At 62.1% G+C, this 16573-nt stretch carries 14 protein-coding genes and 1 tRNA gene; 9 read left to right on the forward strand and 6 right to left on the reverse strand.

Annotated features, from left to right (window positions below):
• The first annotated feature begins 4 nt into the window (after positions 1–4).
• The gene (locus tag PAN31117_RS04890; protein ID WP_150737208.1) at positions 5–1747 is read left to right on the forward strand and encodes an NADPH-dependent assimilatory sulfite reductase hemoprotein subunit; all 1743 of its coding nucleotides are present in this window, start codon (positions 5–7) and stop codon (positions 1745–1747) included.
• A 123-nt stretch (positions 1748–1870) separates the two neighbouring features.
• Here the strand turns inward: PAN31117_RS04890 and PAN31117_RS04895 are convergent, their stop codons facing one another.
• Positions 1871–2278, reverse strand: coding sequence for a hypothetical protein (locus PAN31117_RS04895; RefSeq protein WP_150737209.1), 408 nt, complete (start codon positions 2276–2278; stop codon positions 1871–1873).
• Positions 2279–2390: 112 nt separating this feature from the next.
• Positions 2391–4013: a methyl-accepting chemotaxis protein gene (locus tag PAN31117_RS04900; protein WP_150737210.1), complete on the reverse strand. Its 1623-nt coding sequence runs from the start codon at positions 4011–4013 to the stop codon at positions 2391–2393.
• Between the two features lie 308 nt (positions 4014–4321).
• On the opposite strand from PAN31117_RS04900, the gene PAN31117_RS04905 reads away from it, so the two are divergent.
• The 5 genes from PAN31117_RS04905 (at position 4322) to PAN31117_RS04925 (ending at position 9434) form a co-directional block, all read left to right on the forward strand.
• Entirely contained in the window at positions 4322–4624 is a 303-nt protein-coding gene (locus tag PAN31117_RS04905) for a hypothetical protein (RefSeq protein WP_150737211.1), read from the forward strand.
• A gap of 140 nt (positions 4625–4764) precedes the next feature.
• A complete protein-coding gene (locus PAN31117_RS04910) occupies positions 4765–5397 on the forward strand; it encodes a LysE family translocator (RefSeq protein WP_150737212.1) in 633 nt (210 codons plus the stop codon).
• A 255-nt stretch (positions 5398–5652) separates the two neighbouring features.
• Positions 5653–8169, forward strand: a complete 2517-nt coding sequence (locus tag PAN31117_RS04915) for a penicillin-binding protein 1A (protein ID WP_370855727.1) — start codon at positions 5653–5655, stop codon at positions 8167–8169.
• 207 nt (positions 8170–8376) lie between these two features.
• Positions 8377–9114, forward strand: coding sequence for an AzlC family ABC transporter permease (locus PAN31117_RS04920; RefSeq protein WP_150737213.1), 738 nt, complete (start codon positions 8377–8379; stop codon positions 9112–9114).
• Positions 9111–9434, forward strand: coding sequence for an AzlD domain-containing protein (locus PAN31117_RS04925; RefSeq protein ID WP_150737214.1), 324 nt, complete (start codon positions 9111–9113; stop codon positions 9432–9434). The genes PAN31117_RS04920 and PAN31117_RS04925 overlap by 4 nt, the downstream gene beginning before the upstream one ends.
• Before the next feature lie 84 nt (positions 9435–9518).
• On the opposite strand, the gene gshA is transcribed toward PAN31117_RS04925, so the two are convergent.
• A complete protein-coding gene (gene gshA / locus PAN31117_RS04930) occupies positions 9519–11189 on the reverse strand; it encodes a glutamate--cysteine ligase (protein WP_281349134.1) in 1671 nt (556 codons plus the stop codon).
• A 343-nt stretch (positions 11190–11532) separates the two neighbouring features.
• Between gshA and PAN31117_RS04935 the strand changes: the two genes are divergently transcribed.
• Entirely contained in the window at positions 11533–12306 is a 774-nt protein-coding gene (locus PAN31117_RS04935) for a sulfite exporter TauE/SafE family protein (RefSeq protein ID WP_150737215.1), read from the forward strand.
• 23 nt (positions 12307–12329) lie between these two features.
• Here the strand turns inward: PAN31117_RS04935 and PAN31117_RS04940 are convergent, their stop codons facing one another.
• A complete protein-coding gene (locus PAN31117_RS04940; RefSeq protein WP_150737216.1) occupies positions 12330–14018 on the reverse strand; it encodes an AMP-binding protein in 1689 nt (562 codons plus the stop codon).
• Positions 14019–14318: 300 nt separating this feature from the next.
• Between PAN31117_RS04940 and PAN31117_RS04945 the strand changes: the two genes are divergently transcribed.
• Together PAN31117_RS04945 and PAN31117_RS04950 are read left to right on the forward strand one after the other, a co-directional pair.
• Positions 14319–14395: transfer RNA gene (locus PAN31117_RS04945), tRNA-Pro, on the forward strand.
• 215 nt (positions 14396–14610) lie between these two features.
• Positions 14611–15696, forward strand: a complete 1086-nt coding sequence (locus PAN31117_RS04950; RefSeq protein WP_150737217.1) for an acyltransferase family protein — start codon at positions 14611–14613, stop codon at positions 15694–15696.
• 34 nt (positions 15697–15730) lie between these two features.
• Here the strand turns inward: PAN31117_RS04950 and PAN31117_RS04955 are convergent, their stop codons facing one another.
• Entirely contained in the window at positions 15731–16054 is a 324-nt protein-coding gene (locus PAN31117_RS04955) for a hypothetical protein (RefSeq protein ID WP_150737218.1), read from the reverse strand.
• 183 nt (positions 16055–16237) lie between these two features.
• The gene (locus tag PAN31117_RS04960) at positions 16238–16426 is read right to left on the reverse strand and encodes a hypothetical protein (RefSeq protein WP_150737219.1); all 189 of its coding nucleotides are present in this window, start codon (positions 16424–16426) and stop codon (positions 16238–16240) included.
• Positions 16427–16573: the final 147 nt, after the last annotated feature.

Below are 16573 nucleotides of genomic sequence, written 5' to 3' on the forward strand. Positions count from 1 at the left end.
TCACATGACACAAGCAAACCCACCCGGGGCAGCATCATCGGCAACCCGCTCGGAAGTCGAGAAGATCAAGGACGTGAGCCAGTATCTGCGCGGCACGATTGCCCAGGGACTGGCCGATCCGCTCACGGGCGCGATCTTCGAGAAGGACGCCCAGTTGCTGAAATTCCACGGCGCGTACATGCAGGACGACCGCGATCTGCGCACGGAGCGGCAGAAGCAGAAACTAGAGCCTGCGTATCAGTTCATGATCCGTCTGCGCATGCCGGGCGGCGTGTGCACGCCCGCGCAGTGGCTCAGGCTCGACGAGCTCGCACAGAAGTATGGCGGTAACACGATCCGGCTCACCACGCGCCAGACCGTGCAGTATCACAACGTCCTCAAGCATCAGTTGCGCCCGCTCATTCGGGGCATCGACGAAGTGGCGATGACAAGCATCGCGGCGTGCGGCGACGTCAACCGCAACACGCTGGTGTCGAATAACCCTCACCTCTCGCCCGCACACGCCGAAGCGTTGGACTGGTGTCTGAAGATCGACCGGCATTTGCTGCCGCAAACGAGCGCCTATCGCGAGATCTGGCTGGGCGACAAGCGCCTCGGCGCAGGCAAGGAGGATCACGAACCGATTTACGGCAAGCACTATCTGCCGCGCAAATTCAAGATCGCCATTGCGATCCCGCCGAACAACGACGTCGACCTTTACGCCAACGATCTCGGCTTCATCGCTATCGTGGGTATCGACGGCAAGCTCGAAGGCTTCAACGTCGCGGTCGGCGGCGGCATGGGCATGACGCACGGCGATGCGGCCACCTATCCGCGCACGGGCACGGTGATCGGCTACATTCCGGCTGAGCGCATCGTCGACGTTGCCGAGAAGGTGCTGCTTGTGCAGCGCGATTTCGGCGACCGGACGAACCGCAAGCACGCGCGTCTCAAATACACCATCGACGACCGGGGTGTGGAGTGGTTCAGGGAGACGCTCAACCGTTATCTCGGCTGGCGTCTGGACAGCGCGCGGCCGTTCCACTTCACGACCAACGGCGATCAGTACGGCTGGCGCAAAGGCGCGGACGACCGTTGGCATCTCACGCTATTCATCCAGAACGGCCGCGTGAAGGATTGGGACGATTACCAGTTGATGACGGGATTGCGTGAAATCGCGAAAGTGCATGACGGCGACATCCGCATCACCGGCAATCAGAATCTGATCGTGGGACGGGTGAGCGAAGCGAAGAAGCCGCAGATCGACGTGCTGGTGCGCGAGTATGGCCTGCTCGACGGCAAGCACCAGAGCGCATTGCGTATCAATTCGATGGCATGCGTCGGATTTCCGACGTGCGGTCTGGCATTGGCCGAGAGCGAGCGCGCCCTGCCCGGTCTGGTGACGCGTCTGGAGAAAGCACTGGACGACGCAGGACTGGCGGGCGAGCCGATCACCCTTCGCATGACGGGCTGCCCGAACGGATGTGCGCGGCCGTACATTGCGGAGATCGGTCTGGTCGGCAAATCGGCAGGCAAGTACAACCTGTATCTCGGCGCGGGCTTTCACGGTCAACGCCTGAACAAGTTGCACAAGGAGTCCGTGAGCGAAGACCAGATCGTTGCCGAACTGACGCCGCTTTTCCAGCGATATGCGCAAGACCGCTCCCCCAGCGAGCCCTTCGGCGATTTCCTTGTGCGTCAGGGCATCGTCCCGGCAGTCGTCGAGGCCCGGGAAGATTTCCACGGTCAGGGACGCAGCGAATCGTGAATCCTAAATTTAGGGACGATCATCCCCAAATTAAGGATCCGCCTTTTCAACCCATCGCTAAGCCAACAAAAAAGCCCCGGCGCTTTCGCGCCAGGGCTTTTTATCTTGCCGATGCGACCGATGTCAGTCGTTGCTGCCTGCGTACGGCACCATGCAGCGCTTGACGGTGTTTTCGAAATCGCGCGACAGATTGCTGTCAGGTGTTTCGAAGTACTGAACGCGTGCGCCGAAACCGCCTTGCAGGATGTCGACGTACGGGTTGTAGATCGCGTTGTTGTCCTTGTCGTGACCGCGATACACGCGCACCCGATCAGCCCCTTGACGGGCATACGACGTCGAATCGACGTTTTGCGACAACTCGCTCCAGCCGTGATAAATGCAGTTGAGCACCATGAAACGATCGGCACTGGTTCCCTGGTCGATCAGTCGACCCGTCGCCGGATCGGGCCGGCTCATCTGGTTCATCGGGCCACAGCCTGCCATCAGGCCAGCCAGCACGGCCACCGTCCCCATCAGCGCCACTCGCTTCATACTTCGACACCCTCAACTGAGCAAAAGATGGGCAATGTTACCCGGTTCGGCGCATCACCGCCATGAACACGCCCATCGCACGCAGCCTCGGCAGTCGTTCGTCAGGTCGCGATCACGCTGCCAGCGAGAGCCTCGTATCCTCCACAGCATGCAGCGCAACACGCCGTGCCCCGGCCGGTGCGACGCCTTCGTCGCCCAGACGGAATCGCGCCATTTCCTCGCGCAGCGCGTTCGTCTGATCCTCCAGCGATGCGGCCGCCGCAGCCGCCTGCTCCACCAACGCCGCGTTCTGCTGCGTGACGGTGTCCATCTGCGTGACGGCCTGATTCACCTGCTCGATGCCGCCGCTCTGCTCGTCCGACGCCGCCGAAATCTCGCCCATGATGTCGGTCACACGTTGCACCGCTTGCAGGATCTCGTCCATCGTTCGGCCGGCCTCGGTCACCAGCGTCGAGCCGTCCGACACCTTCTGCACCGACGCCTCGATCAACCCCTTGATCTCGCGTGCAGCCGTAGCACTTCGTTGGGCCAACGTGCGCACCTCGCCAGCCACCACGGCGAAACCGCGCCCCTGCTCACCCGCGCGCGCCGCTTCCACTGCCGCATTGAGCGCGAGGATGTTGGTCTGAAACGCGATGCCGTCGATTACGCCGATGATGTCCACGACCTGCGACGAACTCGCCGAGATGCCCTGCATCGTATCGACCACGCGCGCGACGACCTGCCCGCCGCGCGCGGCGATGTCCGAAGCGTTCACCGCCAACTGGCTCGCCTGACGCGCGTTGTCGGCGTTCTGTTTGACGGTCGCCGTCAGTTGCTCCATCGACGATGCGGTCTCCTCCAGCGAGGCCGCTTGCTGCTCGGTGCGCGCCGACAGATCGGTATTGCCCGCCGAGATCTCGGCCGTGGCCGTCGCCATCGCATCGCAACTGTGACGCACACCCCGAATCGTGCCCGCCAGTCGCGACTGCATCGTTTCCAGCCCCCGCATGAGCATCGACATTTCGTCCTTGCCGCGCACCTGCACCGGGTTGTCGAGTTGCCCCGCCGAGATGTTTTCGAAGTGCGTGAGCGCCTCGCCCAGCGGCCGCATGATCGCGCCTCGCAGCGAGAAGTAGCAGGCGATGGCCATGAGCACGCCCAACACCGTCGCCCCGATGCTCAGCCAGCGGAATGCCGTCAGTTCCGCCATCGAGGCCTCGTACGTGTCTTGCCCGAGCTTCATTTTGTACGCCGCCAGTGCGTCGCTCGCAGCGGTCAGTGCCGCGTAATGCTTGGGCAGCACGTTCATCGTGATGTCGTCCATCGCGGTGCGGTCGCGCGCATCGATGGCGGCCAGCATCGGATCCATGCCCTTATCGAAGAAGGTCGCGCGGCGTGTCGCTACATCGTCCGCCAGACGCCGCTCCTCGGCTCCGTGCGGCAGCGCCTGATACGCAGCCCACGCAGCATTCGCGTCCTTGATCATGTTGCGCGCACGAGCCGCCACCTTGTCTGCGTCGGGCGATTCGGGATGCAAGACCACGCGATCGAGAATCGCGCGGGTGCGGGCAAGTGTGGCGTTGTCTTTACCGAGTGCCACCGTGGCGGCGAGGTGATTGGCGTACGTCTCGCGAAGCGCATCGCCGGTGCGTGTCATGCCGGCAATGCCCAATGCGCCCAACAGAATCAACAAAACAGCCAACAGCGCCATGGTGATGCCCAGGCGCGCCTTGATCGAAAAGCTCCGAAACATGCTGTCGTCTCCGTCTTACGTGATGGGTAGCTCACCCCTGTCCGGCCTCTTTTGGGCCGGTCATACTTGTCACATCGGCGTGCCTCACGCCAGACTTGAGCATCCTGCGGGTTTACGTGGCCGTGCGCCAAGGTATCGGTCGGCGTCGGATTGATCGATATCAAATGACCGGCATCCAGATCGAAACGAAGGAATACCGATAAGAACACCGGTTAGGCACGGAAGGACGGCAGAATGCTGCGAGTGACCAGGGGGGGTCAGCGCGATGTTATTACGTTTTTTATATATACCGACGATATATTCTAATCATGATTGAAGGACTTGAGAAACTGTTGGCGGCTGGCAAAGACAACGCCCTGCTGCGCTTCGGCCTTGGCAAGGCCTATCTCGACGCGCAGAACTTCGCGGTCGCGGCCGATCATCTGACCCACTGCGTCGCGTTCGACCCCAAGTACACTGCGGCGTGGAAACTGCTGGGTAAAGCGCGTCAGGGCGCTGGGAACATCGATGGCGCGCGCGACGCGTGGACGCAAGGCATTACCGCCGCGCAAGCCCACGGCGACCGTCAGGCCGAGAAGGAAATGACCGTCTTTCTCAAACGGCTGGGCTGATTTCTCGGGGAATTCACGGAAATTTCGGCCCGATGTGACTGCACGGTTCAAGCAACCGGCATGCGCGCCGAGTGCGTGGTATCTTGCGACTTGCTCTTCAGATATGGCGCGAACGCATCGACGTTCCAGCCACCACAACCATGCCCGCACTCTCCACCTGGCTGGCCTTCGCGCTGGTCGCTATCGGTATGGCCCTGACGCCAGGGCCGAACATGATGTATCTGATCTCGCGCTCGCTGTGTCAGGGACCGGCCGCTGGCCTCGTGTCGCTGGGCGGCGTGGCGGTTGGCTTCGTCGTCTACATGTTGTGCGCTGCCTTCGGTATCACGGCGTTGCTCTTCGCCGTGCCGTATGCGTACGACGTGCTGCGCTTCGGCGGTGCGCTTTACCTGCTGTGGCTGTGCTGGCAAGCGCTCAAGCCGGGCGGCCGCTCGCCGTTCGAAGTGACGACGCTGCCCAAAGACAGCAACCGTCGTCTCTTCACGATGGGGCTGTTCACGTCCGTGCTCAACCCGAAGATTGCGATGCTGTATCTGGCGCTGCTGCCCCAGTTCGTGCATCCGGAGCATGGCAGCGTGCTGACGCAGTCGCTGGTGCTGGGCCTCACGCAGATCGTGGTGAGCGTTGCGGTGAATGCCTCGGTCGCCCTGTCGGCTGGCTCCATCTCGCGTTTTCTCGGTCAACGCCCTGCTTGGCTGCGCGTCCAGCGCTGGCTCATGGGCGGCGTGCTCGGTGCACTGGCGCTGCGCATGGCGACCGAAGCGCGTCGCTGAGCGTACGTCACGTCCTCTTCGTGCGGCCTTCGCCCCGTCGACATGCATGACTTCATGCCGCTTAGTCAGCCGTCGGGCGAACGCCACACAAGAACGTCGCTCTAACCCTTCGCCGTCTGCCGCGCAGCGCACCCCTCCCACTTTTTTGGGGGTGTCGCCCCGGGCGTGGCATACTGCACCGATTTCGCCGCGCGGCGGGGATCCACGCAGCGCTAGGCCGGCCGGCCTGTTCCCATCCTGCATTCTTCGTTGGGTATGTCCTTGAAGCATTGTTTGCCGCCTCGTGCGCCGTCGCATCGCGCGCACCGTAAGTCCCCCGTCATCACGCCTCAGGCGCAGTCATCGCACGCCGCCTCGCCTTCACCCCACCGTCGCCCCCATGGTCAGCGTGGATTCGGCACGCTTGCCGTCGTCCTTGCCACGCTGGCAGGGTTGGCCGTCGTCGCGGCCCTGATCGTCGGCTACGCGCTGATCGTCATGCGCCCCAACCTGCCCGCGCTCGACGTCATCACCGACTACCGGCCCAAGGTGCCGCTGCGGGTCTACACGTCAGATAACGTGCTGATCGGCGAATTCGGCGAAGAGCGACGCAGTCTGGTGACCATCGACCAGATTCCGGATGTGATGAAGAAGGCTGTCCTCGCGATCGAGGACTACCGCTTTTACGATCACGGTGGCGTCGATTTCATCGGCATTCTGCGCGCGGGTGTTTCCGACGTGATGCACGGCGGTGCAGCACAGGGTGCCAGCACGATCACCATGCAGGTCGCGCGCAACTTCTTCCTCTCCCGAGAGAAGACGGCGACCCGCAAGATTTATGAAATGCTGCTCGCGTACAAGATCGAGTCCGCGCTGTCGAAGGACAAGATTCTCGAGCTGTACATGAACCAGATCTATCTGGGACAGCGCGCCTACGGCTTCGCCAGCGCCGCGCGCATCTATTTCGGCAAGGACCTCAAGGACATCACGCTCGGCGAAGCCGCCATGCTTGCCGGTCTGCCCAAGGCCCCGTCCGCTTACAACCCGATCGTCAACCCGAAGCGCGCGAAGATTCGTCAGGAATATATCCTCAAGCGCATGCTCGATCTGGGCTACATCTCGCGCAATCAGTACGAAGACGCCCTGCATGAGCCGATCCGCACGCGCACGTCCGGCAATGAGTACAACGTCCACGCCGAATATGTGGCGGAAATGGTGCGTCAGGCGGTGTACGACGAATACAAGGACGACGCCTACACGCGCGGCCTGACCGTCATCACCACGCTCGATTCCAAGAAACAGCAGGCCGCCTACGAAGCCGTTCGCGCGGGCGTGCTCGATTACGAACGCCGCCATAGCTATCGCGGCCCCGAAGGTTTCGTGGAACTGCCAGCGGCCATGCCCGATCGTCAGCAACTGATCGAAGACACGCTGCTCGAACACCCGGATAACGGCGACCTCGTGGCCGCCGTGGTCGTGGCCGCAAGCACCTCGCAAGTCACGGCGGTTCCCCTCTCGGGCGACGCCGCCGTGATCAACGGCGACGGCATCGGCTTCGCGGCGTCGGCACTCTCGTCCAAGGCCAGCGAGAAGGTTCGCATCCGCCCCGGTTCGATCATCCGCGTGATGAAGGACGCACGCGGCAAGTGGCGCATCTCGCAATTGCCCGAAGTGCAAGGCTCGCTCGTCTCGCTCTCTCCGGACGACGGCGCGATTCGCGCCCTGATCGGCGGCTTCGACTTCAACCAGAGCAAGTTCAACCGTGCGACGCAGGCATGGCGTCAGCCGGGCTCGACGTTCAAGCCGGTCGTGTACTCGGCAGCTATCGAGAAGGGCGTGAGCCCCGCCACGATGGTGATGGACGGCCCGCTGAACCTGCCGCCCGCGCAGACCGGCGGTCAGGCGTGGGATCCGCACGACGACGACGCCTTCAGCGGTCCGATGACGGTGCGCGAAGGCCTTCAACGCTCCAAGAACCTCGTAGCAATTCGTCTGCTGCAATTCGCGGGCACGCAATACACGCAGGATTACGCCACGCGTTTCGGCTTCGACGCCGACAAGGTGCCGCCGTATCTGCCGATGGCGCTGGGTGCCGGACAAACGACACCGTTGCAGCTCGCCGGTGCCTATGCGGTGTTCGCGAATGGCGGCTACCGTGTCGCGCCGTATCTCATCAGCGAGATTCGCGATGCACGCGGCAACGTCCTGAACAAGGCGACGCCGGTCGTGGCAGGCGTGAACGCTGCCCGTGCGATTTCCGCGCCGAATGCGTACATCATGAACAGCCTGCTGCAAACGGTTGCGCAGCGCGGAACGGGCTCCGGCACGAACGTGCTCAAGCGCTCCGATCTGGCCGGCAAGACGGGCACGACCAACGACGCGCTGGATGGCTGGTTCGCGGGCTATCAGCACTCGCTCGTGGCGGTGGCGTGGATCGGTTTCGATCAGCCGAAGACGCTGGGCAGCCGCGAGTTCGGTGCGCAGCTGGCGCTGCCCGTGTGGACCAAATACATGGGCGTGGCGCTAAACGGCGTGCCGCAACAGCAGATGGCGATGCCCGAGGGCGTGAGCGTGGTGAACGGCGAGTTGTACGAGACGGACAAGATGCCGGGCAACGGGTTTGTGGCGAGCATCGGCATCGAGGACAACAGCGGCGGCTTCTCGCTGCCGTTCTTCGGCAACGGCTCGCCCTCGCCTGCCGCCCCGCCGCCGGCCTCCGCGCAACCGCCCTCGCCGGGCGGAACGGATGCCAGCGAAAAGGCCCGGATTCTGGACATGTTCAAGCATCCTTAAGTCTCCATTAGCCACCGCTAGCCTTTGCCGATGACGGCCACCGAACGGTGGCCGTTTTTGCGTCGGCCGTCCTACCCCTTGACGCGACGGTAAGCGCAAGAACGTACAAGCCGACACGCAGTGCAAAACGTTATGCTCAGGGCGTTGAATGCCCCTTTTGCTTTTTCCCCTTTGACCCCACACCTCAACCCACAGGAACGTCTCACCATGCCGGTTCTGTCCCGCACGGCAAGCTTTGCCGCAGGTGCCCGCGACACGTTGCCGATGATCGTCGGCGCGGCCCCGTTCGGCCTGATCTTCGGCGCACTGGTCGCCACCACGCCGCTAGCACTCTGGCACGGTCAGTTGATGTCGCTCACCGTATTCGCGGGGTCGAGCCAGTTCATTGCCGCGGGGCTTTTTGCGACGGGCGTAGGCTACGCCGTGCTGTGGGCGACGACGTTCATCGTCAACCTGCGCCACATGCTGTATGCCGCGAACCTGCTGCCGCATGTGAAGCATCTGAACCTGCGCTGGCGCGCGCTGTTGGGATTCCTGCTGACAGACGAGACGTTCGCCGTGACGAGCAGCCACTTCCATCGTCATCCCAACGATCCGATGGGCCACTGGTACTTCCTCGGCTCCGCGCTGTCGATGTATGTGAACTGGCAAATCTGGACGCTCGCGGGCCTGTTGTTCGGCGCTGCGTTTCCGCGTCTGCAAACGCTTGGGCTCGACTTCGCGATGGTCGCGACCTTTATTGCCATCATCGTGCCGCAGATGGCGCGCATGCCCTGGGCCGTGGCGACGGTCGTCGCAGGCACGGCGGCCTATCTTTGTCAGTCGCTGCCCTATAAGCTCGGCCTGCTGGTCGCCGTGGCGCTCGGCATCGCGGCGGGTATGCTCGCGCTGCATGCGAAGCGTCGCGACGGGGCACAACCGACGTCGACGCGAGGTGCTCAATGAACTACGTCCTGGCAATTCTCGGCATGGCGACGGTGACGTTCGCGGTCAAGGCGGGCATCTTCGTGCTGGGCGATCGCGTGCGGTTCCCGGAATGGTTGCGCGAAGCGTTGTCGTTCGTACCGGTGACGGTGCTCACAGCGATCATCGTGCCGATGACGTTAGCCCCACATGGCAACGGGCTCGAACTGACGTGGCGCAATCCACAACTCGTAGCGGCTCTCGTCGCCATCGCCGTCTGTGCGGCGACACGCCATCAATTGCTCACCATCGGCGCGGGGCTGACGGTGTTTTTCGCATGGCAACTCGGCGTCTTGGGTTAGTGGCGGGATAGTTAGGGAAACAACGAAGCCGACAGAAAAAAAGCGCCCCAAGAGGCGCTTTTTTTCATGCGGCAATGCGCGGCGTCAGACTGACACAGTACCCAACGTGCCAGCGCGATAAGCAGCGACGAATGCGTCGAAGTCACCGACCTGCGTGCGTTCGAGTTCCGCCTGCGTGTCGAGCGATTTACGAGCCAGCGTCTCGAAGTGATCGACGACCGCCGGATCGAGCGGCATGTCGCGCAGCGTCTGAGCGTGACGTTTGCTCTGATCCAGCGCGAACGCCTGAAACGCGCCGCCCTTCGTGCCGCGCAGCGGTTCAAGCGCCGCCATCACGCGGGCGGAAGGCGTGAGCGTCACGTCCTGTACCTTCGCGCGTTGCAGCGCCATCGAGTGCGCGTAGTGCGCGCCGCCGCGTTGCGCGTCGAAAGCCGCGGCCGTGCGGTCGATGCGATCGAGCAGGTCTTCGGCCCAATCGAACAGGGTGATCGCTTCGCCGCCGCGATGCAGGACAAGTCCGGGCTTGCGGCCTTCCTTGACGACGTGCGCGAAGTTGTCGCGATTCTCCATGTTCTCGGCGTTCGAGCACGACGGGCTATTCTCAAACGCGCAGAACAGCAGGAAGGCATCGATGAACCGCGCGGTGTCGACGTCGATGCCGACGGGCTGGAACGGATCGATGTCGATACAACGGACTTCGACGTATTGCACGCCACGGCGCGCCAACGCCTGCACCGGACGCTCGCCGCTGTACGTCACCCGCTTCGGACGAATCGTCGCGTAGAACTCGTTCTCAATTTGCAGCAGGTTCGTCGAGAGCTGAATCCACTCGCCGTCGCGCTTCGTGCCCAGCGCCTCGTAAGCCGGATGCGGCTGGCTGACGGCTTGCGTAAGCGCATCGATGTAGCTCGGCAGGCAGTCGTAACAAGGCGACACTTCTGACTGCGCACTGTTCTGATAGCCGAGGTCGCTCATGCGCAGGCTGGTTGCGTACGGCAGGCCGAGCGTGCCTTCGTCGAACGAATCGAGGCCGTGATTGCGTCCGCGCAGGAACTCGGCATGCAGTACCGGCGACGCACCGAACAGGTACATCAGCAACCAGCTGTATCGGCGGAAATTGCGGATGAGGGCGACGTAGCGCGCCGACTGATAATCGCGTTCGCTGTCCTTCGAGCCTTCCGCTTCGCGCAGCAGTTCCCACACCGACTCGGCCAGCGAGAAGTTGTAGTGAATACCGGCGATGCATTGCATCGGCTTGCCGTAGCGCAGCGCGAGGCCCCGACGGTAGACATGTTTGAGCATGCCGATGTGAGAGGTGCCGTAGTCAGCAATCGGAATCACATCTTCCGGCGGCAGCGCGGGCGGCATCGAATCGCTCCACAGCAATTCCGCGCCGAGCTTGCGATAGGCGAACTGATGAATTTCATCGAGACGGGCGATGACGGCGGCAGCGTCGTGCTGCGGCGGCGTGATGAATTCGAGCAGCGCTTCGGAATAATCAGTGGTGATTTCGTCGTTGGTCAGGGCGGAGCCAAGCGCGTGCGGGTGCGGCGTCAGCGCGAGTTTGCCATCGCCTTCGACGCGTAGCGTCTCACGTTCGATGCCCGACAAGCCCTGGCCGAGCAAGTCACGGTTGGCGGGTTGCATGATGAGCGCCAGACGCTGGTCGAGCAATGCGGCATCGGCGGTGTGTTCGTGTTGACGATTCTGGTTTTCCAACTTCCATCCCTCTGGGCAAGCGGACTGCTTTGGCATGGCTGTCGACGCCGAAGTCCGTCGTGACAAGGGGTCATGATCGGTGTGGGGTTCGACGTCGAACGACATACGGAGGTCTACGGGGTGCCGACGGCGGCGGCACGACCGCCGGAATCTGGATTCCGGGGGACGCGCCCAATGCGCGGCACGGCGCGAATTTGGCCTGAGCATAACTGAAAACGCCAAACCGCGTCGGCCGCCACTTCAGTAGGGCTTTTCGGCTTCCGAGCGAGCTTTGGAGTGAGCCTCAGTGAGACTGTCGACATCAGCCTCAGCGTGAGCCTGAGACCCCCTGCACGAATGCCGCATTGGCGGCCCGCAGCACCGCGCAGATACTGGCGACATGATGAATATTCAACACCTCACTGACCTCCTCCCCTTGCTGGCGCTGGGTCTCGTCACTTTCCTGCTCGCGGGTTTCGTCAAAGGCGTGATCGGGCTGGGCCTGCCGACGGTGGCCATCGGCCTGCTCGGACTGGCCATGCCGACGGCCGAAGCTGCGGCGATGCTCATCGTCCCGTCGCTTGTTACCAACATCTGGCAATTGCTGGCTGGGCCGCGCTTTGCCGCGCTGGCGAAGCGGCTGTGGCCGATGCTGGTAGGGATCTGCCTCGGCACATGGGCTGGCAGCGGATGGCTGGCGAATGGCGGCAACCTCGCGGGGATGGCGCTGGGCGTCGCGTTACTCGCTTACTCCGTGCTCGGACTGGCAGCGGTTCGTCTGCATGTGCCGAAACACTGGACGGCCAGACGCGAAGGCGCGGTGGGCGGCGTCGTCGGCGTGGCAACAGGACTGGTGACGGCGGCGACCGGCGTCTTCGTGATCCCGGGTGTGCCGTTCGTTCAGGCGCTCGATCTCGACAAGGACGATCTGGTGCAGGCGATGGGCCTGTCGTTCACCGTCTCGACGATTGCGCTGGCGGCCGGACTGGCCCGCGACGGCATCTTCCACGGCCCGGCGATCGGCGTGTCCTTGCTGGCGCTGGCGCCCGCTCTGGGCGGCATGTTCATCGGGCAGTGGGTGCGAAGCCGCGTCAGCGCTCCCGTGTTCCGCCGATGCTTCTTCGTCGGCCTCGCCATGCTGGGTGCCGAACTGGTGATCCAGCACATGCGCTGAGCCGGGTTTGCGACGTCCACGCCTTACTTCAGATCGGCGAAATCGACGTCCCAGAATTCCATTTCCCGCCGCGCCTCCAGACTCCGTCCCTCCTCCGTGCGACGGAGTTCGACGCGACGGATCTTGCCCGAGATCGTCTTTGGTAAATCGCAGAATTCGATGCGGCGAATGCGCTTGTAGGGTGCGAGGTGATCGCGGCAGAAACGCAGGATATCGAGCGCGAGTTTGTCGTCTGCCTGAAAGCCCGAACGCAATGTGATGAACGCCTTCGGCACGGCCAGACGTAACGGATCGGGACTGGGCACGACACCGGCCTCCGCTACGGCGGGATGCTTGATAAGTTCGCTCTCCAGCTCGAACGGGCTGATGCGGTAGTCGGACGCTTTGAATACATCGTCGGCACGGCCGACGTAAGTGAAATAGCCGCGGTCGTCGCGCATGGCGACATCGCCGGTGTGGTAGTAGCCGTCGCGCATCGCGTAGGCGGTCTTCTCGCTGTCGTCTTCGTATCCCTGCATCAATCCGGTGGGACGCGGCGACAGCACCAGCGCCACTTCGCCTTCGTCGGCTTCCGCCCCGTCCGGGTCGAGCAGCACGACACGGTAGCCCGGCATCGGACGCCCCATCGCCCCCGCCTTGACGGACTGTCCCGGCGAGTTGCCGATCTGGCAGCAGGTTTCCGTCTGTCCGTAGCCGTCGCGAATCGTGATGTTCCAGGCCCGCCTCACCTGATCGATGACTTCGGGATTCAACGGCTCGCCCGCGCCGATCAGTTCGCGGAACTTCACGGCGTGACGCGTGAGATCTTCCTGAATCATCATGCGCCAGACGGTCGGCGGCGCACAGAGCGTCGTCACCTCGCAGCGGGCGGCCGTCTCCAGCGCGGCGCGGGCGTCGAAACGCGAGAAGTTGTAGATGAAGACCGTCGCGCCCGCATTCCATGGCGCGAAGAAGCAACTCCACGCGTGCTTCGCCCACCCCGGCGAGCTGATGTTCCAGTGCACGTCGCCCGGATGAAGGCCGATCCAGTACATGGTGGCGAGATGACCGACGGGGTAACTCTGATGCGTGTGGAGCACGAGCTTGGGACGCGATGTCGTGCCAGAGGTGAAGTACAGCAACAGCGGATCGGTCGCGAGCGTGACACCGTCTGGCGTGAACTGTTCGGGCGCCTCGTAGGCGGGCGTGAGCGAAGTCCAGCCGTCGGGCGGATGATCGCCGACCGCGATGCGTCGATAGTCGCCGGGCAGGTCGTCGAACTTGACGGCATCGCGCGCTGTGGTGACGACGTGCCGCACGCGCCCGCGCTCCAGCCGGTCGGCGAGGTCGCCGGCAACGAGCAGCGTGGTGGCGGGAATCATGACGGCACCGAGCTTCATGCACGCGAGCATGAGGTCCCAGAGTTCGACCTGATTGGGCAGCATGAGCAGCACACGGTCACCGCGTGCCACGCCCTGTGTGCGCAGGAAGTTCGCAACGCGATTGGAGCGTGCCGACATTTCGGCGAAGGACAGACGCGCTTCGCGTCCGTCTTCTTCTACGACCCAGAGGGCCGGGGTGTCGTTGCCTTGCGCTTGTGCATCGAAGAAGTCCAGCGCCCAGTTGAAATGGGTGAGGACAGGCCAACGGAAATCACGGTACGCCACGTCGTAATGGGCGCGCTGCGCGAGCAGCAGGTCGCGTGCGTCGCCGAATCCCTGGGTGTGCGGCATCGCTTGTCTCCGAGCCTCATGGGCGATGGATATAGGCAGATTTCCATTATCGTGAGGCCCTTCGAATACGACATCCGGAATAACCATCATGCATGCGGGACGCCGAGCGAATACTCAACGACGCGATGCGCGAGCAAGGCCATGCGCGAAAAACAGAAGCGATTCAAGGGGTTGATGCGGCAAGCGATCGGCGGGAGCAAAAAAAGATGCGTCCGACGCGCACGCCCCCTATCTTTCGCGCGAAAAGCTCTGCTATAATCGCGTTCTTTCGAGTGATGCTTCCTAGCGATGCATCTCTCACGGGGCGTAGCGCAGCCTGGTAGCGTACCTGCATGGGGTGCAGGTGGTCGGAGGTTCAAATCCTCTCGCCCCGACCAGAATTGAAAAACCCGCACAGTCTTTGGCTGTGCGGGTTTTTTCGTTTGCGCCGGACTATTGCGATTTCCCCCTCCGAAACGCGGCCAACCCGAAATATTCCGTTTGGATTGCGCTACGTTGGCGTGTCCGCCTGCCTGTAGAATGAAGTCGACCCCCGCGAAACTTTCACCGCATTACGAAAGCTTGACTTCTAAATTTACGCTAAGCACTCCTTGTGAAGAACATCTACCAAATCGATGCGCTCCGCGGAATCGCGGCCTCACTTGTGGTTTTGTTTCACATGATCCCATTCTGGGTATACGTGTTTCCAGGAGCGACTTCCGCGCTCGCCGGGGGAAGCTATCTCGGCGTGTCAGTGTTCTTCGTAATTTCTGGATTCGTGATGGGCGCGGCGACCCAACGCGATGCTCGCGTCTCATCCTTCTTGCTGAAGCGTGTTTTCCGCGTTTACGTCCCGACTGTGGTCGCGGTTGCACTGTACTGCGTCATCACACAAAAGTCGGCAAGTCTCGTTGAAATCTTCAGAATCCTGCCGTCCGGCGGCTTCGCCCCGTACTACGGCTACGGTACGTACTTCATTACGTGGACGCTAACCTACGAAATCGCGTTCTACTTTCTCTACGCGATTGCCATGCGTATCTCGTGGCGGTACCGCACGGAAGTCGCTGTTGGCCTGATCCTGCTGAACTGCCTGCCAATGCAGTATCTGCTCACAGGGCACATTGTGTTCAATCCCGGTGCGGTGCAACAAGTGAGTCTTTTCGGACACACATTTCTCAACGTTGTGGCTTCAATTGCGATAAATCCAATTAACCTTCTTTTCGCTTTCGGATTGGGGTGGTACCGCGTCTTCGACCAAGTTGCTATGCGAGTTCGTGATATTTCGCCGGCGACGCTTGCCTCATGGCTTTTCTTGTCGGGAGGAATGGTGACGGTCGCCTACTTTTTTGTAAAAGGATATGGCGTTTTCCAGATGGGTTTTTTCGCCCTCGTGCTGTTTTCCTCGTTCATGGTTCTCAACATGGTCCAAGGGCCGGGCGAACCGAATTTCGTATGGCGATTAGGAAAAAACCTCGGAAAGGTATCCTTCTCACTGTACCTTTGCCATTACTTGGCTATCGATCTGCGAACGCATTACCTGCCAAGCAACGTCGAACTCGCGTGGCATCCGCTGATTGTCGGCGCAGCCATTGTCATTCTCACAATGGTTTTCTACATGCTCGTTGATGCGCCGATCCATCGCTTGGGCAATCGTCTTGCGGCGAGATTGCCTGTGGCCCAAGAATCCGCGACAGCTTAAGTCAAGCCTTCGGCGCAATCGGTCCCACCGCGACCTAATCCGACAGCGGGATATAAGCCTTCATCGTATAGCGCACGTCCGGCATGACGACTAAGCGGGCTTCGATCACGCGCATGCCTTCGTATCGAACGCAGACCGGCATCACGTAGACGCAGTCGAACACGCGTTGCACGGTCGGTTCGTCGCCGGGCTCTACTGCACGAACCCGCATCGACCGCAGTCGATCCAGCAAGAAGCCACGAACGTCCTGCTCGGAGGGTGCCTCTACGCCGATAGCGCGGGCGAATTCATCGTGTGCGAATTTGCGAACCAGATCTACCGTCTCGTCCAGATTGGCCTGAACCGCGACTGTTTTCATGATGTCCTCGCATCGTTGCGCCGTGGTAATCGTTAAAGGTTTGTCAGTTTATCGAGCCGATACATCGGCATCCGCACGACCGCCCCCCCCCCGTGTGAGCGCGACGATGGAAAGATAAGCCAGATTTTCCGCTTTCAAAAGACTGAATTTTTATACAGCCTCGCACCCGGGCTTTTGCCATGCTTATGCCCAGTCGACAAGCTCAGTTTCCGGCAGCGGTTTGCTCAGGAAATAACCTTGCGCAAAGTCGTATCTGAGCGCGCGCAGCTTCTCCTGCGTCACGGCGGCCGCGCCGTGCAAAGCCAGCGCCAATATCGCCAGGCGCGCCCTCATAAGGGCTGCACGCAGCGGCAGACGACCTGTTGTCTTCATGATGGAATTGCGATGTCGCGCAGTGCAAACGGAGACGGGCAGTGATGGGGAGATAACGGCGCAAGCCCCCGAACTACTCCTATGCACCGGTAGGAAATTTGCCGTCGCCGCAGCATGCGTCAGGCGACCTTGCGTTGCCCTTCAACG

Source organism: Pandoraea anapnoica (assembly GCF_902459765.1).
GTDB lineage: Bacteria > Pseudomonadota > Gammaproteobacteria > Burkholderiales > Burkholderiaceae > Pandoraea > Pandoraea anapnoica.